The organism is Enterobacter sp. MGH 33 (assembly GCF_000534535.1).
Classification (GTDB): Bacteria; Pseudomonadota; Gammaproteobacteria; order Enterobacterales; family Enterobacteriaceae; genus Enterobacter; species Enterobacter hormaechei_C.
Genome location: NZ_KI973212.1, coordinates 3,974,789 through 3,999,019, shown reverse-complemented (window position 1 = coordinate 3,999,019; position 24,231 = coordinate 3,974,789). Strand labels below are relative to the sequence as shown.

Below are 24,231 nucleotides of genomic sequence, written 5' to 3'. Positions count from 1 at the left end.
CCGCCATGAATACGACTATTGCCCAACAAATTGCCGATGAAGGCGGCGTAGAAGCTTATCTGCACGCCCAACAGTACAAAAGCCTGCTGCGTTTCCTGACCTGCGGCAGCGTGGATGACGGGAAAAGTACCCTGATTGGTCGTCTGCTGCACGACACGCGCCAGATCTACGAAGATCAGCTCTCTTCCCTGCACAATGACAGCAAACGCCACGGCACCCAGGGCGAAAAACTCGACCTGGCGCTGCTGGTGGACGGCTTGCAGGCGGAGCGCGAGCAGGGCATTACCATTGATGTCGCCTATCGCTACTTCTCTACCGAAAAGCGCAAATTTATTATCGCCGACACCCCGGGGCACGAGCAGTACACCCGTAACATGGCGACCGGCGCGTCCACCTGTGACCTGGCGATCCTGCTGATCGACGCCCGTAAAGGTGTGCTGGATCAGACTCGTCGTCACAGCTTTATCTCTACGCTGCTGGGGATCAAGCATCTGGTGGTGGCGGTGAACAAAATGGATCTGGTGGACTACAGCGAAGCGCGTTTCGACGAGATCCGCCAGAGCTACCTGACCTTTGCTGAACAGCTGCCGGGCAACCTCGATATTCGCTTTGTGCCGCTGTCGGCGCTGGAAGGGGATAACGTCGCCTCTCAGAGCGCGAACATGCCGTGGTACAGCGGCCCGACGCTGCTGGAAGTGCTGGAAACCGTTGAAATTCAGCGCGTGGTCGATACCCAGCCGATGCGCTTCCCGGTGCAGTACGTGAACCGTCCGAACCTCGATTTCCGCGGCTTCTCGGGCACGATTGCCTCCGGCGCAGTGAAGGTGGGCCAGCGCGTCAAGGTGCTGCCGTCCGGCGTGGAATCGGCCATTGCCCGAATCGTCACCTTTGATGGCGATCTGGACGAAGCCGGGGCAGGTGAAGCGGTAACCCTGGTACTGAAAGACGAAATTGATATCAGCCGCGGCGACCTGCTGGTCGACGCGCAGGAAACGCTGGCGGCGGTGCAGGGCGCATCCGTGGATGTAGTGTGGATGGCCGAACAGCCGCTGACCGCAGGCCAGAGCTATGACATTAAAATCGCCGGCAAGAAAACCCGCGCCCGCGTGGACGGCATTCAGTTCCAGGTGGACATCAACAACCTGACCCACCGTGACGTGAGCGAGCTGCCGCTGAACGGCATCGGTCTGGTGGACCTGACCTTCGACGAGCCGCTGGTGCTGGATCCGTATCAGCAGAACCCGGTGACGGGCGGGCTGATCTTCATTGACCGCCTGACCAACGTCACCGTCGGTGCGGGGATGGTGCGCGAGCCTGACGCGCAGGCGAGCGTGACGTCTGAGTTCAGCGCCTTCGAGCTGGAACTGAACGCGCTGGTGCGTAAGCACTTCCCGCACTGGGGCGCACGCGATCTGCTGGGAGGCAAGTGATGGCCGCCCATGATGAGAACGTCGTCTGGCATCCTCATCCGGTCACCGTCGCCCAGCGCGAACAGCTCCACGGTCACCGTGGGGTTGTGCTGTGGTTTACCGGGCTGTCTGGCTCCGGTAAATCCACGGTGGCAGGCGCACTGGAAGAGGCGCTGCATCAGCAGGGGGTGAGCACCTACCTGCTGGACGGCGACAACGTGCGTCACGGCCTGTGCAGCGATTTAGGGTTCAGCGATGAAGACCGTAAAGAGAACATTCGTCGGGTAGGGGAAGTCGCCAGCCTGATGGCGGATGCCGGGCTGGTGGTGCTAACGGCGTTTATCTCACCGCACCGCGCCGAACGTCAGATGGTGCGCGAGCGTGTGGGGCAGAATCGCTTTATTGAAGTGTTTGTGGATACGCCGCTGGCAATCTGCGAAGCGCGCGATCCAAAAGGGCTGTACAAAAAAGCCCGCGCGGGAGAGCTGCGAAACTTCACCGGCATTGACTCGGTTTACGAAGCGCCTGAATCCCCTGAGATTCATCTGGAAGGCCAACAATTGGTAACAAATTTAGTAAGCCAATTATTAGACCTGCTCAGACGGGACGATATTATCAGATCCTGAGACGGTATCGTTCGGGAGCTGTCTTCCCGAGCGATGAGTCACGGTCACAGGATTAGCTATGCGCAACAGTGAAAACTACATGATTACCACCGGGTCGGAACCGTTAACGACCGACGACGAGACGACCTGGTCCTTCCCTGGGGCGATAGTCGGCTTCGTATCGTGGCTACTGGCGCTGGGTATCCCGTTTTTGATCTACGGTGGTAACACCCTCTTTTTCTTCCTCTATACCTGGCCTTTCTTTCTGGCGCTGATGCCCGTTGCGGTGGTTGTGGGCGTGGCGCTGCACTCCCTTTTCAACGGCAAGCTCCTGTATAGTACGCTCATCACTATCGCCACCGTTGTGGTCATCTTTGGCCTGCTGTTTTTATGGCTGATGGGCTAACTTACGGCATAATTAAAACCCCGCAGTAGAGTCCAGCGGAAAGTTATGGGATGATGATGCCGTTTTTTCAGGGGGCAGGATGGGTAAACTAACGCTGCTGTTGCTGGCTTTGCTGGTCTGGCTGCAATATTCGCTGTGGTTCGGCAAAAACGGACTGCACGACTACAGCCGGGTGAGCGATGACGTCGCGGCACAGCAGGCTACAAACGCCAAACTTAAAGCGCGTAACGATCAACTTTTTGCTGAAATTGATGACCTCAATGGCGGCCAGGAGGCGATTGAGGAACGCGCACGCAATGAACTCAGTATGACTAAGCCGGGCGAAACGTTTTATCGCCTGGTTCCGGATGCGTCTAAACGCAATCAGGGCTCCGCACAAAACAATCGATAATCAGGCCCAGGATTACGACATGGCAGCAACTTTTTCGGACGTCTGTGCCGTGGTGCCGGCCGCAGGTTTTGGCCGGCGCATGCAGACAGAATGTCCTAAGCAGTACCTCTCAATTGGCGATAAAACGATCCTCGAGCACGCCGTGGCAGCGCTGCTGGCGCATGCCCGGGTGAAACGCGTGGTTATTGCCATCAGCCCCGGCGATGCGCGTTTTGCACAGCTCCCGCTGGCAAATCATCCTCAGATTACCGTTGTTGACGGCGGCGCCGAGCGGGCCGACTCTGTTCTGGCGGGCATTCAGGCTGCCGGGAACGCGCAGTGGGTGCTGGTGCACGATGCCGCGCGTCCCTGTCTGCATCACGACGATCTGTCACGTCTGCTGGCCCTGAGTGAAACCAGTAACGTGGGCGGCATTCTGGCCGCCCCGGTGCGTGACACCATGAAGCGTGCCGAACCGGGTAAACCGGCGATTGCCCACACCGTCGAGCGCGTCGATCTCTGGCACGCGCTGACGCCACAATTTTTTCCCCGCGAATTACTCCACGACTGCTTAACGCGTGCGCTTAAAGAAGGTGCGACCATTACGGACGAAGCCTCGGCGCTGGAGTATTGCGGTTTTCACCCAACGCTTGTTGAAGGGCGCGCTGATAATATAAAAGTGACGCGCCCGGAAGACTTACAGCTCGCGGAATTTTATCTTACCCGTACGACCCCTCAGGAGAAGGCATAATGCGTATTGGACACGGTTTTGATGTACACGCCTTTGGCGGCGTTGGCCCAATTATCATTGGCGGCGTGCGCATTCCTTACGAAAAAGGTCTGCTGGCGCATTCTGATGGCGACGTGGCGCTGCATGCGCTGACCGACGCGCTGCTGGGTGCCGCCGCATTGGGCGACATTGGCAAACTGTTCCCGGACACCGATCCTGCTTTTAAAGGCGCAGACAGCCGCGAACTGCTGCGCGAAGCCTGGCGTCGTATTCAGGCCAAAGGCTACACCCTAGGCAACGTTGATGTGACGATCATTGCTCAGGCACCGAAGATGCTGCCGCACATCCCTCAGATGCGCGTGTTTATCGCTGAAGATCTGGGCTGCCATATGGACGACGTCAACGTCAAAGCGACCACCACGGAGAAGCTGGGCTTTACCGGTCGTGGCGAAGGCATTGCCTGTGAAGCCGTGGCGCTGCTGGTGAAGGCGGCCAAATGACGGATTTCGACAACCTGACGTATCTGCACGGTAAACCGCAGGGCAAGGGGCTGCTGAAAGCCAACCCTGAAGATTTCGTGGTAGTGGAAGATCTGGGTTTTGAGCCGGACGGCGAAGGCGAGCACATCCTGGTGCGCATTCTGAAAAACGGCTGCAACACCCGCTTCGTGGCGGACGCGCTGGCAAAATTCCTCAAAATCCACGCCCGCGAAGTGAGCTTTGCCGGTCAAAAAGATAAACATGCCGTGACTGAACAGTGGCTTTGCGCCCGTGTGCCCGGCAATGCCATGCCCGATTTAAGCAAATTTGAGCTTGAAGGCTGTAAGGTACTGGAGTACGCCCGCCATAAACGCAAATTGCGTCCGGGAGCGTTGAAAGGCAACGATTTCACGCTGGTGCTGCGTGAAGTGAACGACCGCGATGACGTTGAAAAACGCCTGAAGGCCATTACCGAACGCGGCGTGCCAAACTATTTTGGCGCACAGCGCTTTGGCATTGGTGGCTGCAACCTGCTGGGCGCGCTGCGCTGGGCGCAAAGCAGCGCGCCGGTGCGCGACAGGAATAAACGCAGTTTTTGGTTGTCGGCGGCCCGCAGTGCGTTGTTTAATCAGATTGTGAGCGAACGGCTGAAAAAACAGGACGCGAATCAAGTTGTTGTCGGCGATGCGCTACAATTAGCGGGACGCGGAAGCTGGTTTATGGCAACGGCCGATGAGATGGCCGATGCCCAGTCGCGCGTGGACGCTAAAGCGCTGATGATTACCGCCGCCTTGCCGGGCTCAGGCGACTGGGGAACTCAGGGCGAGGCGCTGGCCGCTGAGCAGTCAGCGGTGGCGGATGCGCCAGAATTACAATCATTGCTGGTGCGGGAAAAAGTCGAGGCGGCGCGCCGTGCGATGCTCCTCTACCCGCAACAGCTGAGCTGGAACTGGTGGGATGACGTAACCGTCGAGTTACGCTTCTGGCTGCCGGCAGGTAGCTTTGCCACCAGTGTTGTCAGGGAACTTATCAACACGTCGGGTGATTATGCGAATATTGCTGAGTAACGATGACGGGATCCATGCGCCAGGTATTCAGACGCTGGCGAAACACCTCCGCGAATTTGCGGATGTGCAGGTCGTGGCTCCCGATCGTAACCGCAGTGGCGCGTCTAACTCATTGACGCTGGAGTCTTCACTTCGCACCTTTACCTTTGAGAATGGCGATATTGCCGTCCAGATGGGGACGCCGACCGACTGCGTGTTTCTGGGCGTAAATGCGCTGATGCGCCCGCGGCCGGATGTTGTGGTCTCCGGCATCAATGCCGGGCCGAATCTTGGCGATGATGTGATTTACTCCGGCACCGTGGCCGCGGCGATGGAGGGGCGTCACCTGGGGTTCCCGGCGCTGGCGGTCTCGTTAAACGGCCACACCCACTATGACACTGCCGCCGCGGTAACCTGCTCTATTCTCCGTGCGCTTGGCCGCGAGCCGCTGCGTACCGGACGTATCCTCAATATTAACGTGCCGGATCTCCCGCTGGACGAGATCAAAGGGATCCGCGTGACGCGCTGCGGCAGTCGCCATCCGGCCGATCAGGTTATTCCCCAGCAGGATCCGCGCGGCAATACCCTGTACTGGATCGGCCCGCCGGGAGATAAATGCGATGCCGGGCCAGACACCGACTTCGCTGCGGTGGATGAGGGTTACGTTTCCGTTACGCCGTTGCACGTAGATTTAACCGCTTATAGCGCGCATGATGTGGTGTCGGACTGGTTAGATCGGGTCGGAGTGAACGCGCAATGGTAAGTAAACGTGTACAAACTCTTCTGGAACAATTACGCGCACAGGGGATCGCCAACGAGCAGGTGCTGGATGCGCTTGCCCAGGTTCCCCGTGAGAAGTTTGTAGATGAGGCGTTTGAACACAAAGCGTGGGAAAACGTGGCGCTGCCCATCGGGCAAGGCCAGACGATTTCGCAGCCTTACATGGTGGCGCGTATGACGGAGCTTCTGGAGTTAACGCCAGACTCCCGGGTGCTGGAAATTGGCACCGGTTCAGGGTATCAGACCGCGATCCTGGCCCACCTTGTGCACCATGTCTGTTCCGTGGAACGGATTAAAGGCTTGCAGTGGCAGGCGCGCCGTCGCCTGAAACAGCTTGATTTACATAATGTATCGACACGCCACGGCGATGGATGGCAGGGTTGGCAGGCTCGCGCCCCGTTTGACGCCATAATAGTCACGGCCGCGCCACCTGAAATTCCCGCTGCACTTCTCTCGCAGCTGGACGAGGGCGGCATTCTAGTTTTGCCCGTCGGCGATGAGCAGCAGCTTTTAAAGCGCGTTCGTCGACGCGGCGGCGAGTTTATTATCGATACCGTGGAAGCCGTGCGCTTTGTGCCCCTGGTTAAGGGCGAGCTGGCCTGAGACTCGGATTTTTCCAGGGTTATTGAGGCAAATTCAGCGTATGGTGTGGCGCGATAGGTTCGTGCCATCACGGTTATTTTTAAGTCACTGGTAGTTAACACATTCCTGGGGGATAAATGAGCGCGGGAAGCCCAAAATTCACCATCAGCCGTGTTGCGGCATTATCACTGGTTTCGCTCTGGCTGGCAGGCTGTACAAGTTCTGACAATGCACCTGCGCCCGTCAGTTCCGTCAATGGAACCAGCGGCTCGGGTAACACGTCCAGCGGAATGTTGATTACCCCTCCGCCTAAAATGGGTACGTCCACGGCGCAGCAAACTCCGCAGATCCAGCCGGTTCAGCGTCCAGTTACGCAGCCTTCGCAGATTCAGCCAGTGGATCAGCCTGTTCAGACCGAAAATGGCCGCATAGTGTATAACCGTAAGTATGGGAACATTCCGAAAGGTAGCTATACCGGCGGCAGCACCTATACCGTGAAGCGCGGCGATACGCTGTTCTATATTGCCTGGATCACCGGGAACGATTTCCGCGATCTGGCACAGCGAAACAACGTCCAGGCCCCGTATGGTCTGGAAGTCGGGCAAACGCTCCAGGTAGGCAATGCAACGGGTACCCCACTGACGCCTGGCAACACGGTTTCAGCGGCAGATGTGACGGCTCAAAATAACAGCGTTAAGCCTGCACAAAAATCCACCACGGTGGTTGCTTCACAACCTGTAATTACGTATTCTGAGGATTCAGGTGATCAGAGTGCTAACAAAATGTTGCCGAATAATAAAGGTACTGCGACTGTTGTCACAGCACCGACTACGGCACCTGTGGTTAGCTCTACTGTACCGACTGCAAGCAGTCAGAATGCCAGCTCGTCAATCACCACCTGGCGCTGGCCAACTGACGGCAAGATTATCGAGAACTTTGCTACCTCTGAGGGGGGCAACAAAGGGATCGATATCGCAGGCAGTAAAGGACAGGCAATCATCGCGACCGCAGACGGGCGCGTTGTCTATGCCGGTAACGCACTGCGCGGTTACGGTAATCTTATTATCATCAAACATAATGATGATTACCTGAGTGCCTACGCCCATAACGACACTATGCTGGTCCGGGAACAACAAGAAGTTAAGGCGGGGCAAAAAATCGCTACCATGGGTAGCACCGGAACCAGTTCTACACGCTTGCATTTTGAAATTCGTTACAAGGGGAAATCCGTAAACCCGCTGCAATATTTACCGCAGCGATAAATTGATGGGACATGCCAGCCAGGGTGTCTCGTCCAGGGATCACGGGTAGGAGCCACCTTATGAGTCAGAATACGCTGAAAGTTCATGATTTAAATGAAGACGCGGAATTTGATGAGAACGGAGCAGAGGCTTTTGACGAAAAAGCCTTAGTAGAAGAGGAACCCAGTGATAACGATTTGGCTGAAGAAGAGCTGTTATCGCAGGGTGCCACACAGCGTGTGCTGGACGCGACTCAGCTTTACCTTGGGGAGATTGGTTACTCCCCACTGCTAACGGCCGAAGAAGAAGTCTATTTCGCACGTCGTGCTTTGCGTGGTGATGTTGCCTCGCGTCGTCGCATGATCGAAAGTAACCTGCGACTGGTCGTGAAAATTGCCCGCCGTTACGGCAATCGTGGTCTGGCTCTGCTGGATCTGATTGAAGAGGGCAACTTAGGTCTCATCCGCGCAGTTGAGAAGTTTGACCCGGAACGCGGGTTCCGTTTCTCAACCTACGCGACCTGGTGGATTCGTCAGACCATCGAACGGGCTATTATGAACCAGACCCGTACGATTCGACTGCCGATCCACATCGTCAAAGAGTTGAATGTTTATCTGCGTACCGCGCGCGAGTTGTCCCATAAACTGGACCACGAGCCAAGTGCGGAAGAGATTGCAGAGCAACTTGACAAACCGGTTGATGACGTAAGCCGTATGCTGCGTCTCAACGAGCGCATTACCTCGGTTGACACCCCGCTGGGTGGCGACTCCGAAAAAGCGCTGCTGGACATCCTGGCCGATGAAAAAGACAACGGCCCGGAAGACACCACGCAGGACGATGACATGAAACAGAGCATCGTCAAATGGCTGTTCGAACTGAACGCCAAACAGCGTGAAGTGCTGGCACGTCGTTTCGGTTTACTGGGGTATGAAGCTGCGACACTGGAAGACGTCGGTCGTGAGATTGGCCTGACCCGTGAACGTGTTCGCCAGATTCAGGTTGAAGGACTACGTCGCCTGCGTGAAATCCTGCAAGGGCAAGGTCTGAATATCGAAGCGCTGTTCCGCGAGTAAGCAACCATTCGTCAGAAAAGGCCCGTCGTGAGACGGGCCTTTTTTATGCCTTACGGCTGCGCCGTTTCGTGCAGCAAACGCCAGGTGATGTTATCCCCTTCCTGATTAAGCACCGCGGTTGACCAGCGCACGTTGACGGGCTGGCCTGGCCGGGTTTGCGTCTCCCGGTAATGGAGCACTGCGCCGTTGTCCCATGTCTGAAGCGTTGTTAACGCATCAATGTCGATCCTGAGCCCCGGTCGGGTTCCCCGCTGCGCATATAAAAATTGGGCAAGCGCGTGATGATCTAAAGGGTTGCCACTCGGTGGAACCATCAGAAAATCCGGACGGAAACGGGCGAGCAGGGCGTCCCGATCGCCTTCGCCTGCACCTAACCAGTTTTCAAGGGCGACGTGAATGTCGAGGATCTCTTGTTCGAAATGGGTCATGGTTGCTCCTGTTGCAGTTGCGCAAGTAACTGCGTGTTGTTAAGACGGTAGACGTACAGTACGGGCAGTAGGGTGATGACTGCGGCAAAAACAAACATCCCGTGCCAGGCGGCCAGCGGCGCGACATAATCCTGCATGAAGCTTAGCGCCTGCGCCAGCAGCAGAGCGCCCGCAAAAAAGCTCAACTGACGATTCAGATTCCATAGCGCGCTGGCATCGGGCATATCTTCCGGTCGCATCGTCAAAAACGCGCTGCTCTGAGCCGTACTGCTGCAAAGGCTTCCCCCCGCGCCCATCAGCGCAAACGCAACGGCAGGTAGCAGCATTGCCGGGCCGACGTTAACTAAAAGCAGAATGCCCGTCGCCTGCAAAAGGCAACCGATGACCACCAGCGGCCGGGGGCCGATACGGTTGAAATAGCGTCCTGTCGCGGTGATAGCCAAAAACGAAGCCACAGACCACGGCAGCATAAGCATGCCCGTTGCGGCGGGTGTCATATTGGCCTCGCTCTGGAGGTAATACATGCCCGTTACGTTCACGCCGATAAAAATGCCGGGTACGCACACATAGATAAGCATGGATAAGCGCAACAGCGGATCCGTCAGCAAAGACAGGTTTACTGTCCTGGTGGGGGTTATCGGCGACGGTTCTGTTTTAAGCCACGCGCAGGCCAAAGCAAAGGTGACAATGGCGACGGGCAGGGTGGCAAAAAATATCCAGCGCCAGCTGAATGTCTGAACCAGCATACCGCCCACAGCCGGTGAGCACGCGGGGGCAAGCAGTGCGACCAGCATCACCGCCGAGGAGAGTCTGGCCCGCTCATGAGGCTTAAACTGTTGCCAGGTCAGCGCCTGACCAACCGGGATCAGTAAACCCCCTCCGGCGCCCTGTACGACTCGCCAGGCAATCAGACTTTCCAGCGAAGATGAGAGACCCGCCGCAACGGAGGCCGCGCTAAAGAGAAGCAGTGAGAGCAGGATAACGCGCTTCGGCCCGACGCGGCGCGTCAGGATACTGCTGAAAGGGATGACTAGCGTCAGCCCGGCAATGTATCCGTTACTTACCCAGGCAAGCGCGGAAGGTGTGGTATTGAAAGCACGAGCCATCGCCGGAAAGGCGACGCTGGCAATAAACATGTTTATCAAATCAAGGAAAAAGCCGAGCAGAAAGACGACGGCGATTTTGCTGCGATACGTCATGGAAGTTCCTCCGGTGAGGTGGCGTATCGTATCGGCCCGCGCGTTACGGATAAACGCGACAAAGCACGATATACTGTCAACATTATTTTGACAGTTAACCAGGCAAGCGATGCTTAATTTACAGCGTACGGCGATGTTTATCGCCGTAGCGGACACCGGCAGTTTCACCGCCGCAGCGGAGGCGATGGGGCTGACAAAAGCGGTGGTCAGCTTTCATATTCGTCAGCTTGAAGAGGAGCTGGGCGTCACCCTGTTGCTGCGAACCACCCGACGCCTGACGCTGACCGAGGCGGGGAAGCTCTTTCATCAACGAAGCGTGATGCTGTTACGGGATGCAGAGCGATTGCAGGATGATGTTCGCGCCAACCACGCCGGGCTGACGGGAGAACTGCGGATCACCACCACGCCCGAATATGGCTCGCAGGTGGTGGTGCCTTTGCTGGCTGAATTTAGCCAGCTGCACCCGGACCTTCGCGTGCGGCATGTCTCGTCCTCTTTGCATGCCGATCTTATCGCCGAGCGCTTCGATGTCGCTATCCGGCTCGGCACGCTTGCAGATTCGCGCTACCACGCCGCGTTGATGACCTCCTTCACCATCTTGCCCGTGGCAACGCCAGGCTGGCTGGCAAACCATCCGGTTAACTCTCTGGAGCAGCTGGCGGAAGCGGACTGGATCATTCACGAGCGTTTAACCTCGCCGCTGCGCTGGCAGATGAGAGGCGTTGATGGGCAGCCGGTTTCCTTTGAGATCAAGAGAGCGCCGCGCCTGTATGCAGACAGCGCCCAGGCGCTGAAGGCTTTTGCCCTCGCGGGATGTGGAGTGGCGCTGCTGCCGGAGTGGCTGGTGCGAAACGCACTGGATGCAGGGGAACTGGTCTCGCTGTTACCGGCGTACACGTTCGCTCAGCAGGGCATCTATGCCGTTTATCCTGATGCCCGGCATGTGCCCGCGAAAGTGCGAACATTTATTGATTTTATGCGCGTCAGGGTTACTTAATTCTGCATCATCTTTTTAATGAGCGCTGAAAATTGCTCTCGTTCCGCGCCGTTAAGGCGCCCTAAAAACGCCTCATCCACCTCATTTCCAATCGGTTTACTGCTCTCAAGCAGGGCCTCACCTTCGGCCGTCAGAAAGACAAACCGACGGCGCTTGTCCGCCGGATCGTGCTCGCGCCTGACCAGGCCGCGTGCTTCCATGCGGCTCAGCATTTCTGCCAGCGTCGCTTTGGTGCTCACCGCGACTTCAGTCAGGGCAACCTGCTCAATGCCAGGATTTTCAGCAATTGACCGCATCACCGCATACTGTGGCTTTGTCAGTTCGGGCAATGCGTGCTGCCACTGGGCGGTATGCTGTTGAAAAAGCTGACGTAGCAGGTGGAAAGCTTCTTGTCTTAACTCCATGGACACTCCGACGGAAAAATACTCCCTCTATGATAGCCGCTCTCGGGCTGAATTTTAACGCGAGAGTTTTTTAGCGATTAGTGTGATCGTATACGAACGATCTTGTCAGCAGCAGGATCAAGGCGTAGTTTAATTAATATGTTCGTACACGAACAAACTAATTGAGGTGCTGAATGAGATTGATTGTGGGAATGACGGGCGCAACGGGTGCGCCATTAGGCGTGGCGTTGTTGCTGGCGCTGCGGGAAATGCCGGAGGTGGAAACGCATCTGGTGATGTCGAAGTGGGCAAAAACCACGATTGAGCTGGAAACGCCCTTCACTGCGCATGACGTTGCTGCCCTGGCGGATGTCGTCCATAGCCCGGCCGATCAGGCTGCCACCATCTCCTCCGGCTCGTTTCGCACCGACGGCATGATCGTCATCCCGTGCAGCATGAAAACGCTGGCGGGTATCCGCGCGGGCTACGCCGAAGGGCTGGTAGGGCGTGCGGCAGACGTGGTGCTGAAAGAGGGACGCAAGCTGGTGCTGGTTCCCCGTGAGACGCCGCTCAGCACCATCCATCTCGAGAACATGCTTGCCCTTTCCCGCATGGGCGTGGCGATGGTGCCGCCTATGCCTGCGTACTACAACCACCCGCAAACCGCCGATGACATTACCCATCATATCGTGACCCGCGTTCTCGACCAGTTCGGTCTGGAGCATAAAAAAGCCCGACGCTGGGAAGGTTTGCAGGCAGCGAAACATTTTTCACAGGAGAATAAAGATGGCATTTGATGATTTGAGAAGCTTCTTGCAGGCGCTCGATGAGCAAGGGCAGCTGCTGAAAATTGAGGAAGAGGTAAACGCTGAACCGGATTTAGCGGCGGCCGCCAACGCTACCGGGCGCATTGGCGATGGCGCGCCTGCGCTGTGGTTCGATAATATTCGCGGTTTCACCGATGCCCGTGTGGTGATGAACACTATCGGCTCGTGGCAAAACCACGCTATTTCGATGGGGCTGCCGGCGAATACCCCGGTGAAAAAACAGATCGACGAGTTTATTCGTCGCTGGGACAAATTTCCCGTCGCGCCAGAGCGTCGTGCAAACCCGGCCTGGGCGCAGAACACGGTGGACGGGGAAGACATTAACCTGTTCGACATTCTGCCGCTGTTCCGCCTGAACGACGGTGACGGGGGCTTTTATCTCGATAAAGCATGCGTTGTCTCCCGCGATCCGTTCGACCCCGATCACTTCGGCAAGCAGAACGTCGGGATCTATCGTATGGAAGTGAAGGGCAAGCGTAAGCTCGGCCTGCAACCGGTGCCGATGCACGATATTGCGTTGCATCTGCATAAGGCAGAAGAGCGCGGCGAAGACCTGCCAATTGCCATTACGCTGGGTAACGATCCGATCATCACCCTGATGGGCGCCACGCCGCTGAAATACGATCAATCCGAGTATGAGATGGCCGGTGCGCTACGTGAAAGCCCGTATCCGATTGCGACGGCTCCGCTGACCGGTTTCGATGTGCCGTGGGGGTCGGAAGTGATCCTGGAAGGGGTGATTGAAGGCCGGAAACGTGAAATTGAAGGGCCCTTCGGTGAGTTTACCGGTCACTACTCCGGCGGGCGCAACATGACGGTTGTGCGTATCGACAAAGTTTCTTACCGCACTAAACCGATTTTCGAATCTCTCTACCTGGGCATGCCGTGGACCGAGATTGATTATCTGATGGGGCCCGCCACCTGCGTACCGCTCTATCAGCAGCTGAAGGCTGAATTCCCGGAAGTGCAGGCGGTAAACGCCATGTACACCCACGGTCTGCTGGCGATTATCTCCACTAAAAAGCGTTACGGCGGTTTTGCCCGTGCGGTCGGGCTCCGCGCCATGACCACGCCACACGGTCTGGGTTACGTGAAGATGGTGATTATGGTGGATGAAGATGTCGATCCGTTTAACCTGCCGCAGGTGATGTGGGCGCTGTCATCGAAGGTCAATCCGGCAGGCGATCTGGTGCAGCTACCGAATATGTCTGTGCTCGAGCTTGACCCCGGCTCCAGCCCGGCGGGGATCACTGACAAGCTGATCATTGATGCCACCACCCCTGTTGCCCCGGACAACCGTGGTCACTACAGCCAGCCGGTACAGGATCTCCCTGAAACCAAAGCCTGGGCCGAAAAACTGACCGCGATGCTGGCGGCACGTCAATAAGGAGGAAAAAATGATTTGTCCACGTTGTGCCGATGAACATATTGAAGTGATGGCAACATCACCGGTGAAAGGTGTCTGGACGGTATACCAGTGTCAGCACTGTCTGTATACCTGGCGCGATACCGAACCGCTGCGCCGTACCAGCCGCGAGCATTACCCGGAAGCGTTCCGCATGACGCAGAAGGATATTGATGAGGCGCCGCAGGTGCCGACGATCCCGCCGCTGCTGTAAAAAAAGCCCGGTGGCGGCTGCGCTTACCGGGCGATAATATTGTGCGGTCCTTTGCCCGGTGGCGCTACGCTTACCGGGCCTACGGGTTTTGTAGGCCGGGTAAGGCGAAGCCGCCACCCGGCAAAAAAGACCGCAGAGAACTAAACCAGACTCTTCAACCGATAAATCCACTCCAGCGCCTGTCGCGGCGTCAGGGAATCCGGGTCGAGATTTTCCAGCGCTTCCACGGCCGGAGAGGTCTCTTCCGGGACCGCCAGCAGTGACATCTGCGTACCATCTATCTGCGTCGCCGCCGCATTCGGTGACAAACTTTCCAGCTCACGCAGTTTCTGACGCGCGCGCTTGATCACCTCTTTCGGCACGCCCGCCAGCGCCGCGACGGCCAGGCCATAACTCTTGCTTGCCGCGCCGTCCTGCACCGTGTGCATAAAGGCGATGGTGTCGCCGTGCTCAAGCGCATCAAGGTGGACGTTAGCCACGCCTTCCATTTTCTCTGGCAGCTGTGTCAGTTCGAAATAGTGCGTTGCGAACAGCGTCAGCGCCTTGATTTTATTTGCCAGACTTTCCGCGCACGCCCAGGCCAGGGACAGGCCGTCATAGGTGGAGGTACCGCGTCCTACTTCGTCCATCAACACCAGACTGTTCTCTGTCGCGTTATGCAGAATGTTGGCGGTTTCGGTCATCTCGACCATAAATGTAGAGCGACCGCTCGCCAGATCGTCCGCCGCACCCACACGGGTGAAGATACGGTCGATAGGGCCAATCTCAACCTTCTGCGCCGGAACGTAGCTGCCGATGTAGGCGAGCAGCGCGATAAGGGCTGTCTGGCGCATATAGGTGCTTTTACCGCCCATGTTGGGGCCGGTAATGATCAGCATTCTTCGCTGCGGTGACAGGTTCAACGGGTTGGCAATAAACGGTTCGTTCAGCACCTGCTCAACCACCGGGTGGCGGCCTTCGGTAATGCGAATGCCGGGTTTGTCAGTAAAGGTCGGACAGGTGTAATTCAGCGTATCGGCGCGCTCGGCCAGGTTTACCAGGACATCCAGCTCGGCCAGCGCAGCGGCGCTCAGTTGCAGGTCAGCCAGGTGCGGCATCAGGATGTCGAACAGCTCGTCATACAGCTGTTTCTCCAGCGCCAGCGCTTTACCTTTCGACGTGAGCACTTTGTCTTCGTACTCTTTCAGCTCGGGAATAATGTAGCGCTCGGCATTTTTCAGCGTCTGGCGGCGAACGTAGTGAATAGGTGCCAGGTGGCTCTGCCCACGGCTGATCTGGATATAGTAACCGTGTACCGCGTTGTAGCCGACTTTCAGGGTGTCGAGCCCCAGACGTTCACGCTCGCGGATTTCCAGCTTATCCAGATAATCCGTCGCGCCATCGGCCAGCGCACGCCATTCGTCCAGCTCTTCGTTATAACCTGGAGCAATAACCCCGCCATCCCGCACCAGAACAGGCGGCGCATCAATGATGGCGCGTTCCAGCAGTTCGCGAAGCTCGGTAAATTCGCCCATGGTTTCGCGCAGCTTCTGCACTGGCGCGCTGTCGATCTCTCCCAACTGAGCACGCAGTTCCGGCAACTGCTGGAACGCGTGACGCATACGGGCGAGATCGCGTGGACGCGCGGTGCGCAGTGCCAGGCGCGCCAGGATACGCTCAAGATCACCCACCTGACGCAGCACCGGCTGCAAGTCGGTGTAACGATCCTGCAATGCGGCAATGGTTTGCTGGCGGCCGATCAGCGTGTCGGTATTGCGGATCGGCATATGCAGCCAGCGTTTGAGCATACGGCTGCCCATGGGGGTAACCGTGCTGTCGAGAACCGACGCCAGCGTATTTTCCATGCCGCCAGCGAGGTTCTGAGTGATCTCCAGGTTGCGGCGGGTGGCGGCATCCATGATGATGCTGTCCTGCTGACGCTCCATGGTAATGGAACGGATATGGGGCAGGGCGGTACGCTGCGTATCCTTAACGTACTGCAACAGGCAGCCTGCGGCACACAGCCCGCGCGGGGCATTTTCTACGCCAAAGCCAATCAAATCGCGCGTGCCAAATTGCAGGTTCAGCTGCTGGCGCGCGGTATCAATTTCGAACTCCCACAGTGGACGACGACGCAGGCCGCGGCGACCTTCAATCAGCGCCGTCTCGGCGAAATCCTCTGCATAAAGCAGTTCTGCCGGATTGGTGCGCTGTAGTTCAGCCGCCATGGTTTCACGGTCAGCCGGTTCACTCAGGCGAAAACGACCGGAGCTGATATCCAGCGTGGCGTAGCCAAACCCTTTACCGTCCTGCCAGATCGCCGCCAGCAGGTTATCCTGGCGCTCCTGAAGCAGGGCCTCATCGCTGATGGTTCCCGGCGTCACGATGCGTACGACCTTGCGCTCAACGGGGCCTTTCGACGTGGCCGGGTCGCCAATTTGTTCGCAGATAGCGACAGACTCACCCTGGTTCACCAGCTTCGCCAGATAGTTTTCAACCGCGTGATGCGGGATACCTGCCATCGGGATGGGCTCGCCTGCCGACGCGCCACGTTTCGTCAGGGAAATGTCGAGCAGCTGAGACGCACGTTTCGCATCGTCATAAAAAAGCTCGTAAAAATCGCCCATACGGTAAAACAGCAAAATTTCCGGATGCTGTGCCTTCAGCTTCAGGTACTGCTGCATCATTGGCGTATGCGCGTCGAAATTGTCGATTGTGCTCATGGAGTTATGATATCCATTTCTTTGAAAATATTACGCTTTGAGCGGCTCAATGGCCGATTGTTCCTTCTATTGTCGCATGAAAAAAAGGTGCGGCGCAGAAAAAAGTCACGACTTTACGAGGCATCTTCCACCATTAATTCAATGATGATTTTCCCGTGCTCGACGCCCACCCGAACCTGCGAGTTGGTGGTAAATCCCGCTTGCTCAAGCCAGTCGCCTTTCAGGCTCAGCGCAGCGTGTACGCTGTACCGTTTTGGAATTTTCGTTTTACGGTCTTCATGACGTTTTCTGAAGTAACCCACTTTCAAGTGACGATAGGGTTTGGCGATCGCGATCTCTTGCATAAGCTCTCCGGTGAATGCGGTCAAAGGTGGTTATTTATGCCTGTATAAAATACCAGTAAAACGCAGCGGGGGGCGGGGTAATTCTGGAAGGGCGCTTCAGAAAATGGAATGCAATGACTGAAAATGTGCGGATAAAAGGGTATTATAAATGCACTTTATTGTTGAGGACGACGTTATGTCCGGTAAACGTATTTCACGAGAAAAAAAGACGATCGCCAGAATGATCGCCCTGTACGAAAACAGGTGTCCGCACGCCATAAAAGAAGAGGGGCACTATTCGGCGCTCAAGGCTTATGCCGATAAGCGGCTGGATAAATGCGTGTTTGGTGAGGAAAAACCTGCCTGCAAACAGTGCCCTGTGCACTGTTATCAACCCGCCCGACGGGAAGAGATGAAGCAGGTGATGCGCTGGGCAGGGCCACGTATGTTATGGCGCCATCCGATTCTGACCATCCGTCATCTGAACGACGATCGCCGTCCGGTTCCGGAATTACCCGAAAAGTATCGGCCCAAAAAATAACCGGCTCCGCGCCGCAGTGGGCGACAAATTACGCGCAGGGCGACGTCGCCGGAATGACGGGTTAATTCAGACTCTCTTTATCGATTCCCAGACGCTTCATGCGCGAGAGCAGGGTGGTACGCTTCAGCCCCAGCCGTTGCGCCGCACCTTTCGGTCCGGCTACCACGCCGTTGGTCTCCTTCAGCACTCGCATAATGAGCTGATATTCATCTTCTCCCTCTTTCGCAAGCTCGGTTGCGGTCACGGTCGTTTCAGAAGGAGTAACCTCTGGCAGGGAGAGCTGGAGCACGTTCCCGCGCGTCAGCAGGACCGCGCGCTCAATGACGTTTTCCAGCTCGCGCACGTTCCCCGGCCACTCCATCGCCGAGAGTGTGCGTAGCGTTTCGGCAGGAATACTGTCGATATTTCGCCCCATCCGGCGGGCAATCTTCGCGGTAAAGGCTTTCACCAGCAGCGGAATATCTTCCGGGCGCTCGCGCAGCGGCGGCAGGCAGATCGGGAAGACGTTCAGGCGATAGTAAAGATCGCTGCGAAACTCGCGGTCGGCGACCATTTTTTTCAGATCGCGATTGGTGGCGGCAATCAGACGCACGTCGGTCTGGATCAGCTTGTTGCTGCCGAGGCGCTCGAACTCCTGCTCCTGCAAAACGCGCAGCAGCTTGGGCTGAAGCTCCAGCGGCATATCGCCCACTTCGTCGAGGAACAACGAGCTTTTATCCGCCAGTTCAAAACGGCCCAGCCGCTGGCTGCTGGCGCCGGTAAAGGCGCCACGCTCGTGGCCGAACAGGTCGCTTTCCAGTAGGCCCGCAGGCATCGCCGCGCAGTTCATCTTCACCATCCGGCGGCTGTTGCGGTTGCTCAGGTTGTGGATCGCCCGGGCAATCAGCTCTTTCCCGGTGCCGGTTTCACCGAGGATCAGCACCGTGCTGTCGCTCTGCGCCACCATTTCCACCTGCTTAAGGACGCTGTACATGGCATCGCTGCGTCCGATGATTTCGCCAAACTCGCTGTCCACGTTGTTGAGCTGCTCGGTCAGCGCCAGGTTTTCGTCCACCAGCCGCTCCTTCAGGCGGTGGATCTCCTGATAGGCGAGGGCGTTATCCAGCGCAATGGAGATACGCTCGGCGATCTGGCGCAGCAGCTTCAGGTTGGCGGTGGTAAATACGGCCTCATCGCACTGCGCCAGTTTAAGCACGCCGAGCATGGTGTTGCCGGACATCAGCGGCAGCAGGCACAGGGTCTGGATCTTGTTGCCCCAGGTGTTGAACAACATCCGCTCGTAGGGGGCTACCGGATCCTGTTCATTGAGATTGAGCAGCAGGATCTCTTTGCTTTTAAATACCCGCTCGGAAAGCGTTCCCGCTTCGTCCACTTCGCTCTGCTCGTGCGCCGGGTTGGCTTCATCAAGGTAGTGGGTGGAGTAGATGTTCAGCTTGCCTTTCCGGTTGCCGCGTAGCGCAATGCTGATGGCATCGATTTTAAAATAGTGATGGATCTCTTTTGACACTTCGCTGACCAACTCATCCATGTCCAGGCGGGAGAGCACGGCGTTGGTGATGGCAACCAGAATGCGGAAGTTATCGCGCTCGCGGCTCAGCAGGTCGTAGTCCACGTTATTGGTGACGCGGCTTTGGATCTGCTCCGCGACAACGGCCACAATCTGGGTAAAGGTGTGCAGGCGTTCGTACTCCGCCTCGCTCCAGGGCTGGTCGGTATCGCGGATAAACTCGCAGCCGCCAAAAATTTGCCCTTCCACCGCCAGCGGCAGCATGCTGTAGTGGCCGAACGGGTGGTAAAGATTGCTCTCTGCCAGCTTCGGCCAGGCCTGGCGAAACTGGTCAAAATTGCAGTGCAGCGCTTCCGGGCGGGAGAGGATACGCCGCACCGGGCCGTGGGCCAGAAACGTTTCATCTTCATATTCGAAGATTTTGCCGTTATCACGCGTTGAGAAATAGCTCGCGCGGTGGGTTGCGCTATGCCAGAGCACAATGGCGGCGCTGTCCGCCAGCGCTGATTGCCTGACCAGCCGCGTCAGGGCATCGCTCAGCGCGCCGAGATCGGGCTGTTGTAAAAGTGTGCGCGTGATGTCAAACAGGCCCTGCTGTCCAAGATCGCTCATCGGTGTATACGGCATTGTTGCTTTCCAATAGAAACTGGCAAAAAGAGAAATTCAGCGCTGACCGCTTTTGGCGCGGTCTAGCAAATTCGGGGTAACGGTTCAGCGTGCGGCAGATCCAGCGTGCGCTTCACGCCGTAAAGCCCGGTCAGGCGCACCCCTTTGCGCTCAACCACGTCGCCGATGATGGCCGCGTCTTTCCCTAAAGGATGTGCGCGCAGCTGTGCAAGTACGGCTTCCGCCGCCGCGCGTTCCACGCCGATCACCAGCTTGCCCTCATTGGCAAAGTTAAGCGGGTCTAGACCTAGTAGCTCGCACAGCCCGCGCACGGCGGGCTTAACGGGCAGGCCGCGCTCGGTCAGCTCAATCCCGCAGCCGCAGCTTGCCGCGAACTCGTGCACCACGGCATTCACGCCGCCCCGCGTGGCGTCGCGCAGGGCTTTTACGCCCGGCATGTCGCGCAGCGTCTGGATCAGCGGCGTGAGTACCGCGCAGTCACTGCGCAGCTCGCCATCCAGCCCCAGGCCTTCGCGCAGGTTCAGGATGGTTGCCCCGTGGCAGCCCAGCGTGCCGCTGACAATCAGCACGTCGCCTGCGCAAAGCTGCTGCGCGCCCCAGTGAATGTCGGCAGGGATCGCGCCCATCCCGGCTGTGTTGATGAAGAGCTTATCCGCCGCGCCGCGCTGCACCACCTTGGTATCCCCGGTGACGATGGCGATCCCCGCCTCGCGGGCGGTGTGCGCCATGCTGTTGACCACCGCCGTGAGCGTCTCCATTGGTAACCCTTCTTCGAGGATAAACCCGCAGGAGAGGTAGCGGGGGATCGCGCCGCTGACGGCGACGTCGTTTGCCGTGCCGCAGACGGCGAGCTTGCCGATATCGCCTCCCGGGAAGAACAGCGGGTCAATCACGTAGCTGTCGGTAGAGAACGCCAGCCTGTCACCGTGGGCGGTCAGGGCCGCGAGGTCAATACGCGCCTGATCTTCCTGCTCGGCGAGCCAGGGGTTATTAAAGGCTTCCATAAACAGCCGGTTAATCAGCTGCTGCATCGCCTGTCCACCGCTTCCGTGCGCCATTTCCACCGTGTTCATGCTTCACACTCCTGGTTGCGATAGTGATACCACGCGGCGCATGCCCCTTCGGAAGAGACCATCAGCGCGCCAAACGCGGTTTGCGGGTTACAGGCGTTGCCAAATAACGGGCAGTGATGAGGTTTGCATTTGCCGGTGAGTACGTCGCCACAGCGGGCGCGGGGATCGTCGCACACCTGCTGCGGCTGCGGGCGGAAATGCGCTTCGGCGTCGAAGGCGCGATACGCGGGCGTCAGGTGTACGCCGGATTCGGCAATCAGCCCCAGTCCGCGCCACTCGCTGTCGCCTTCGACGCTAAACACGTCGGCTATGGCCTGCTGTGCCCGTCTGTTACCTGCATCGGGCACCACGCGACGATACTGATTTTCCACCGCACTCAGGGCCGCTATTTTCTGCTCAACCAGCATGGTCACGCCTTGCAGTAGATCAAGTGGCTCGAAACCAGCCACCACTAACGGACGATTGTACTGTTCAGCGATAAAACCGTAGGCTTCTGTGCCGATCACCATGCTGACGTGGCCCGGCGCCAGAAACGCGTCGATACCGTTATCCGGCGCTTCAAGCAGGCTGCGCAGCGTGGGAATAAGCGTGATGTGCTGGCAGAAAAAGTAAAAGTTAGTGACGTTGCGGGCTTTCGCCTGCTGGAGGGTAATGGCGGTGGCGGGCATGGTGGTTTCAAAACCCAGCCCGAAAAAGACGACCTTACGCTCAGGATTAGCCATCGCCAGCGTCAGGGCATCCATCGGTGAGTAGACGATCCGCACGTCCGCGCCGCGCGCCTTCGCCTGGAGCAGCGAGCCATTTTTTCCCGGAACACGCATGGCGTCGCCAAAGGTGCAAAAAATCACACCGGGGCGGCTGGCGATGTCGATACAGCTGTCGATGCGCCCCATCGGCAGCACGCACACCGGGCAGCCGGGGCCGTGGATAAACTCGATGTTCTCCGGCAGCAGCTGGTCGAGGCCAAATTTAAAGATGGCGTGGGTGTGTCCGCCGCACACCTCCATGATCCGCAGCGGTTTTTCTTTCGTGTAGTCCAGCAGCGAGGCGCGGGTTTTCAGGCGATCGATAAGCTGCAACACCTGCTCCGGCGCGCGATATTCATCAACGTAACGCATGTGTTATCGCTCCTCGCCATACAGCAGGGCGCCCACGTCCGGCTCGACGTCAAACATATTCTGTAGCGCATCCAGCGTGTCGCGGGCTTCTTCCTCATTAATCACGCTCATGGCAAAACCCACGTGAACCAGCACCCACTGGCCGAGACGCGTTGCGCCGGTCTCATCGTGGCTGCCTACCAGCGTCAGGTCGACATCGCGCAGGATGCCGCAGACCTCCACTTTGGCCTGATTGCCGTCGAGGGAATGAATTTGTCCGGGGACGCCTATGCACATCGTTCGTTCTCCAGCCAGTTCAGCCAGGCGTCCATCCCGTCGCCGCGCGTGGCGGAAACCAGCAGGATCTCAATGTCCGGGTTCACTTCCCGGGCGTAAGCCAGGCACTTATCCACGTCGAAATTCAGGTACGGCAGCAGGTCGACCTTGTTCAGCAGCATGAGGGAGGCGGCGGCAAACATATGCGGATATTTAAGCGGCTTGTCTTCCCCTTCGGTCACGGAGAGCACCGCCACTTTATGCCGCTCGCCGAGGTCGAAGCTTGCCGGGCAAACCAGGTTGCCGACGTTTTCAATAAACAGGATACCGTTATCCGCCAGCGGCAGGCGCGGGGCGGCGTCGGCAATCATCTGCGCGTCCAGGTGGCACCCTTTCCCGGTGTTGACCTGAATCGCAGGCGTACCGGTTTCGCGGATGCGCGCGGCGTCGTTTACCGTTTGCTGGTCGCCTTCGATTACGGCGCAGGAGACGCGTTTATTCAGCCGTTTGAGGGTTTCGGTCAGCAGCGTGGTTTTACCGGAGCCGGGGCTGGAGACCAGGTTCAGCACCAGCTGTTCGCGCGCGGCAAAGCGGGCGCGATTGCGGGCGGCGAGCTGGTTATTCTTGTCCAGCACGTTGATCTCCACCTCCAGCATCTGGCGCTGGCTGATGCCCGGCGCGTGCGTACCCGCTTCGCCATGGCCGTAATGGAGGTCGCCCGCGTCGGAACGCTGCGGGGCAAAGGTGATGCCGGTCAGGGCCGCCGCGGGACGCGGGGCAGGAGAAAAGGGCGCGGAGCGAAACGCGGAGTGGGGACGGTGTTCATCCCCTTCTATATACAGGTTGCCTTCAGCGCAACCGCAGGTACTACACATACATTACTCCTTCTCGATTTCGAGGCGTTGGATCTGCATACCGTCATCCGCCACGATGCGCAGCCCGCTGCTCTGGCACTGCGGACAGCGCTGTACCTTCGATGACAGCAGCGTGACGTACTGCTGACACTGCTCGCACCAGCACTCTGCCTGCTGCTCGTCGATATGCAGCGCGCAGCCTTCCGCCAGCGTGCCGCGGCACACCAGCTCAAAACAGAAGGTGAGGGCGCTGGTCTCGACGCAGGAAAACGCCCCGACCTTCAGCCAGACGCCGGTGACGCGTTTCGCGTGGTTATGCACTGCCTGCTGTTCGATAAGTTCCAGTGCCCGCTGGCAGAGGGTGATTTCGTGCATGACGCCTCCTTAATGAATTGCCCCTTCAATGCAATAACGGTGCCAGCTTGATTTGCGTTACGGCGTGACGATGTCAACGCTGTCGAAATGACACGTCGACACCGCGGCGGTGACAGTGCGCATCTCTTTAAAACCCATTTAAATCAACAAATTAAAAACTGGCACGAAATCTGCTTAACAGCCGCTAACTCCATTAACCGGATACCTTTTATGACTATTTGGGAAATTAGCGAAAAAGCGGATTACATCGCACAACGTCATCAGCAGCTCCAGGAGCAATGGCACCTGTACTGCAATTCACTGATCCAGGGGATCACGCTGTCGAAGGCCCATCTGCATCACGCCATGAGCTGTGCGGCGCAGGGGGATATGCGTTTTGTCCTGTTCGGTCACTTTACGATTTACGTCACCCTGGCGGAGACCTTCAACAGCCACACGATTGAGTACTACGTCGAGACGAAAGAGGGCGACAGGCACTGCATCGCCCGGGCGCAGCTGATGGCGGACGGCATGGTGGACGGTCACGTCAGCAACCGCGATCGCCAGCAGGTGCTGGAGCACTATCTGGAGAAAATCGCGCCGGTTTACAACGGCCTCTACGCCGCCGTTGAGCATGACAGGCCAGTCAACCTGAAACAGCTGATCGACGGAAAATCCTCCGCGAACGTGGCCTGAAAAACGA

Annotated in this window: 29 protein-coding genes; 17 read left to right on the top strand and 12 right to left on the bottom strand. The window is 57.7% G+C overall.

Annotated elements, in window-relative coordinates; translation table 11 throughout:
* Positions 1-5: 5 nt before the first annotated feature.
* From cysN to L379_RS05455, 9 genes are all read left to right on the top strand, one after another.
* Positions 6-1,430 (top strand): sulfate adenylyltransferase subunit CysN, encoded by a 1,425-nt coding sequence (gene cysN, locus L379_RS05415; protein ID WP_023304330.1) that lies wholly within the window; start codon positions 6-8, stop codon positions 1,428-1,430.
* Complete coding sequence (gene cysC / locus L379_RS05420; protein WP_015571713.1) at positions 1,430-2,035, top strand: adenylyl-sulfate kinase; 606 nt, start codon at positions 1,430-1,432, stop codon at positions 2,033-2,035. Before cysN ends, cysC begins: the two co-directional genes overlap by 1 nt.
* A 58-nt stretch (positions 2,036-2,093) precedes the next feature.
* Positions 2,094-2,420: a DUF3561 family protein gene (locus L379_RS05425; protein WP_006811767.1), complete on the top strand. Its 327-nt coding sequence runs from the start codon at positions 2,094-2,096 to the stop codon at positions 2,418-2,420.
* A 79-nt stretch (positions 2,421-2,499) separates the two neighbouring features.
* Positions 2,500-2,811, top strand: coding sequence for a cell division protein FtsB (gene ftsB / locus L379_RS05430; protein WP_003862095.1), 312 nt, complete (start codon positions 2,500-2,502; stop codon positions 2,809-2,811).
* Between the two features lie 19 nt (positions 2,812-2,830).
* The gene (ispD, locus tag L379_RS05435) at positions 2,831-3,541 is read left to right on the top strand and encodes a 2-C-methyl-D-erythritol 4-phosphate cytidylyltransferase (RefSeq protein ID WP_017692759.1); all 711 of its coding nucleotides are present in this window, start codon (positions 2,831-2,833) and stop codon (positions 3,539-3,541) included.
* Positions 3,541-4,020 carry a 2-C-methyl-D-erythritol 2,4-cyclodiphosphate synthase gene (gene ispF, locus L379_RS05440; RefSeq protein WP_003862097.1) on the top strand — a complete coding sequence of 160 codons (480 nt, stop codon included), beginning with the start codon at positions 3,541-3,543 and terminating at the stop codon, positions 4,018-4,020. Before ispD ends, ispF begins: the two co-directional genes overlap by 1 nt.
* Positions 4,017-5,066: a tRNA pseudouridine(13) synthase TruD gene (truD, locus tag L379_RS05445; protein ID WP_032654811.1), complete on the top strand. Its 1,050-nt coding sequence runs from the start codon at positions 4,017-4,019 to the stop codon at positions 5,064-5,066. Before ispF ends, truD begins: the two co-directional genes overlap by 4 nt.
* Complete coding sequence (surE, locus tag L379_RS05450; protein ID WP_017382816.1) at positions 5,047-5,808, top strand: 5'/3'-nucleotidase SurE; 762 nt, start codon at positions 5,047-5,049, stop codon at positions 5,806-5,808. The genes truD and surE overlap by 20 nt, the downstream gene beginning before the upstream one ends.
* Positions 5,802-6,428 carry a protein-L-isoaspartate(D-aspartate) O-methyltransferase gene (locus tag L379_RS05455; RefSeq protein ID WP_015571709.1) on the top strand — a complete coding sequence of 209 codons (627 nt, stop codon included), beginning with the start codon at positions 5,802-5,804 and terminating at the stop codon, positions 6,426-6,428. Before surE ends, L379_RS05455 begins: the two co-directional genes overlap by 7 nt.
* Positions 6,429-6,522: 94 nt before the next feature.
* On the opposite strand, the gene L379_RS26355 is transcribed toward L379_RS05455, so the two are convergent.
* Positions 6,523-6,663 carry a peptidase gene (locus L379_RS26355; protein ID WP_223230135.1) on the bottom strand — a complete coding sequence of 47 codons (141 nt, stop codon included), beginning with the start codon at positions 6,661-6,663 and terminating at the stop codon, positions 6,523-6,525.
* On the opposite strand from L379_RS26355, the gene nlpD reads away from it, so the two are divergent.
* Both nlpD and rpoS read left to right on the top strand, forming a co-directional pair.
* Positions 6,596-7,669: a murein hydrolase activator NlpD gene (nlpD, locus tag L379_RS05460; RefSeq protein WP_223230139.1), complete on the top strand. Its 1,074-nt coding sequence runs from the start codon at positions 6,596-6,598 to the stop codon at positions 7,667-7,669. The two genes, L379_RS26355 and nlpD, sit on opposite strands and share 68 nt — an antisense overlap.
* A gap of 59 nt (positions 7,670-7,728) precedes the next feature.
* The gene (rpoS, locus tag L379_RS05465) at positions 7,729-8,721 is read left to right on the top strand and encodes an RNA polymerase sigma factor RpoS (RefSeq protein WP_013098493.1); all 993 of its coding nucleotides are present in this window, start codon (positions 7,729-7,731) and stop codon (positions 8,719-8,721) included.
* A 50-nt stretch (positions 8,722-8,771) separates the two neighbouring features.
* Here rpoS and L379_RS05470 read toward each other — a convergent pair whose 3' ends face one another.
* Positions 8,772-9,149 carry a DUF4440 domain-containing protein gene (locus tag L379_RS05470; RefSeq protein WP_015571707.1) on the bottom strand — a complete coding sequence of 126 codons (378 nt, stop codon included), beginning with the start codon at positions 9,147-9,149 and terminating at the stop codon, positions 8,772-8,774.
* Positions 9,146-10,348 (bottom strand): MFS transporter, encoded by a 1,203-nt coding sequence (locus L379_RS05475; protein ID WP_017382814.1) that lies wholly within the window; start codon positions 10,346-10,348, stop codon positions 9,146-9,148. Before L379_RS05475 ends, L379_RS05470 begins: the two co-directional genes overlap by 4 nt.
* Positions 10,349-10,457: 109 nt before the next feature.
* On the opposite strand from L379_RS05475, the gene L379_RS05480 reads away from it, so the two are divergent.
* A complete protein-coding gene (locus L379_RS05480; RefSeq protein WP_017382813.1) occupies positions 10,458-11,345 on the top strand; it encodes a LysR family transcriptional regulator in 888 nt (295 codons plus the stop codon).
* Here L379_RS05480 and L379_RS05485 read toward each other — a convergent pair.
* Positions 11,342-11,749, bottom strand: a complete 408-nt coding sequence (locus L379_RS05485) for a MarR family winged helix-turn-helix transcriptional regulator (RefSeq protein ID WP_017382812.1) — start codon at positions 11,747-11,749, stop codon at positions 11,342-11,344. The two genes, L379_RS05480 and L379_RS05485, sit on opposite strands and share 4 nt — an antisense overlap.
* Positions 11,750-11,922: 173 nt before the next feature.
* Between L379_RS05485 and L379_RS05490 the strand changes: the two genes are divergently transcribed.
* From L379_RS05490 to L379_RS05500, 3 genes are read left to right on the top strand one after another with little or no spacing between them, the layout of a single operon-like run.
* Complete coding sequence (locus L379_RS05490; protein WP_017382811.1) at positions 11,923-12,525, top strand: non-oxidative hydroxyarylic acid decarboxylases subunit B; 603 nt, start codon at positions 11,923-11,925, stop codon at positions 12,523-12,525.
* Positions 12,515-13,942 carry a non-oxidative hydroxyarylic acid decarboxylases subunit C gene (locus L379_RS05495; RefSeq protein ID WP_032654808.1) on the top strand — a complete coding sequence of 476 codons (1,428 nt, stop codon included), beginning with the start codon at positions 12,515-12,517 and terminating at the stop codon, positions 13,940-13,942. Before L379_RS05490 ends, L379_RS05495 begins: the two co-directional genes overlap by 11 nt.
* A 10-nt stretch (positions 13,943-13,952) precedes the next feature.
* Positions 13,953-14,174 carry a non-oxidative hydroxyarylic acid decarboxylases subunit D gene (locus tag L379_RS05500; RefSeq protein ID WP_003862116.1) on the top strand — a complete coding sequence of 74 codons (222 nt, stop codon included), beginning with the start codon at positions 13,953-13,955 and terminating at the stop codon, positions 14,172-14,174.
* 140 nt (positions 14,175-14,314) lie between these two features.
* Here the strand turns inward: L379_RS05500 and mutS are convergent, their stop codons facing one another.
* Together mutS and L379_RS05510 are read right to left on the bottom strand one after the other, a co-directional pair.
* Positions 14,315-16,876 carry a DNA mismatch repair protein MutS gene (mutS, locus tag L379_RS05505; protein WP_017692766.1) on the bottom strand — a complete coding sequence of 854 codons (2,562 nt, stop codon included), beginning with the start codon at positions 16,874-16,876 and terminating at the stop codon, positions 14,315-14,317.
* A 113-nt stretch (positions 16,877-16,989) separates the two neighbouring features.
* Entirely contained in the window at positions 16,990-17,220 is a 231-nt protein-coding gene (locus L379_RS05510) for a SymE family type I addiction module toxin (protein WP_017692767.1), read from the bottom strand.
* A gap of 175 nt (positions 17,221-17,395) precedes the next feature.
* On the opposite strand from L379_RS05510, the gene L379_RS05515 reads away from it, so the two are divergent.
* Positions 17,396-17,740 carry a nitrous oxide-stimulated promoter family protein gene (locus L379_RS05515; protein WP_181006769.1) on the top strand — a complete coding sequence of 115 codons (345 nt, stop codon included), beginning with the start codon at positions 17,396-17,398 and terminating at the stop codon, positions 17,738-17,740.
* Positions 17,741-17,801: 61 nt separating this feature from the next.
* Here the strand turns inward: L379_RS05515 and flhA are convergent, their stop codons facing one another.
* The 6 genes from flhA to hypA all read right to left on the bottom strand — a co-directional run bounded on the left by flhA (position 17,802) and on the right by hypA (position 23,549).
* On the bottom strand, positions 17,802-19,874 hold the full coding sequence (gene flhA / locus L379_RS05520; RefSeq protein WP_017382808.1) for a formate hydrogenlyase transcriptional activator FlhA: 2,073 nt from the start codon (positions 19,872-19,874) through the stop codon (positions 17,802-17,804).
* A gap of 62 nt (positions 19,875-19,936) precedes the next feature.
* A complete protein-coding gene (hypE, locus tag L379_RS05525; RefSeq protein ID WP_017382807.1) occupies positions 19,937-20,947 on the bottom strand; it encodes a hydrogenase expression/formation protein HypE in 1,011 nt (336 codons plus the stop codon).
* Complete coding sequence (gene hypD / locus L379_RS05530) at positions 20,944-22,065, bottom strand: hydrogenase formation protein HypD (protein ID WP_017692769.1); 1,122 nt, start codon at positions 22,063-22,065, stop codon at positions 20,944-20,946. The genes hypE and hypD overlap by 4 nt, the downstream gene beginning before the upstream one ends.
* A gap of 3 nt (positions 22,066-22,068) precedes the next feature.
* Positions 22,069-22,341, bottom strand: a complete 273-nt coding sequence (locus tag L379_RS05535; RefSeq protein WP_015571696.1) for a HypC/HybG/HupF family hydrogenase formation chaperone — start codon at positions 22,339-22,341, stop codon at positions 22,069-22,071.
* Positions 22,332-23,195 (bottom strand): hydrogenase nickel incorporation protein HypB, encoded by an 864-nt coding sequence (hypB, locus tag L379_RS05540; RefSeq protein ID WP_015571695.1) that lies wholly within the window; start codon positions 23,193-23,195, stop codon positions 22,332-22,334. The genes L379_RS05535 and hypB overlap by 10 nt, the downstream gene beginning before the upstream one ends.
* A 3-nt stretch (positions 23,196-23,198) precedes the next feature.
* Complete coding sequence (gene hypA / locus L379_RS05545) at positions 23,199-23,549, bottom strand: hydrogenase maturation nickel metallochaperone HypA (RefSeq protein WP_032654800.1); 351 nt, start codon at positions 23,547-23,549, stop codon at positions 23,199-23,201.
* A gap of 210 nt (positions 23,550-23,759) precedes the next feature.
* Between hypA and hycA the strand changes: the two genes are divergently transcribed.
* Positions 23,760-24,224 (top strand): formate hydrogenlyase regulator HycA, encoded by a 465-nt coding sequence (gene hycA / locus L379_RS05550; protein WP_017382804.1) that lies wholly within the window; start codon positions 23,760-23,762, stop codon positions 24,222-24,224.
* The last annotated feature ends 7 nt before the right edge of the window (positions 24,225-24,231 follow it).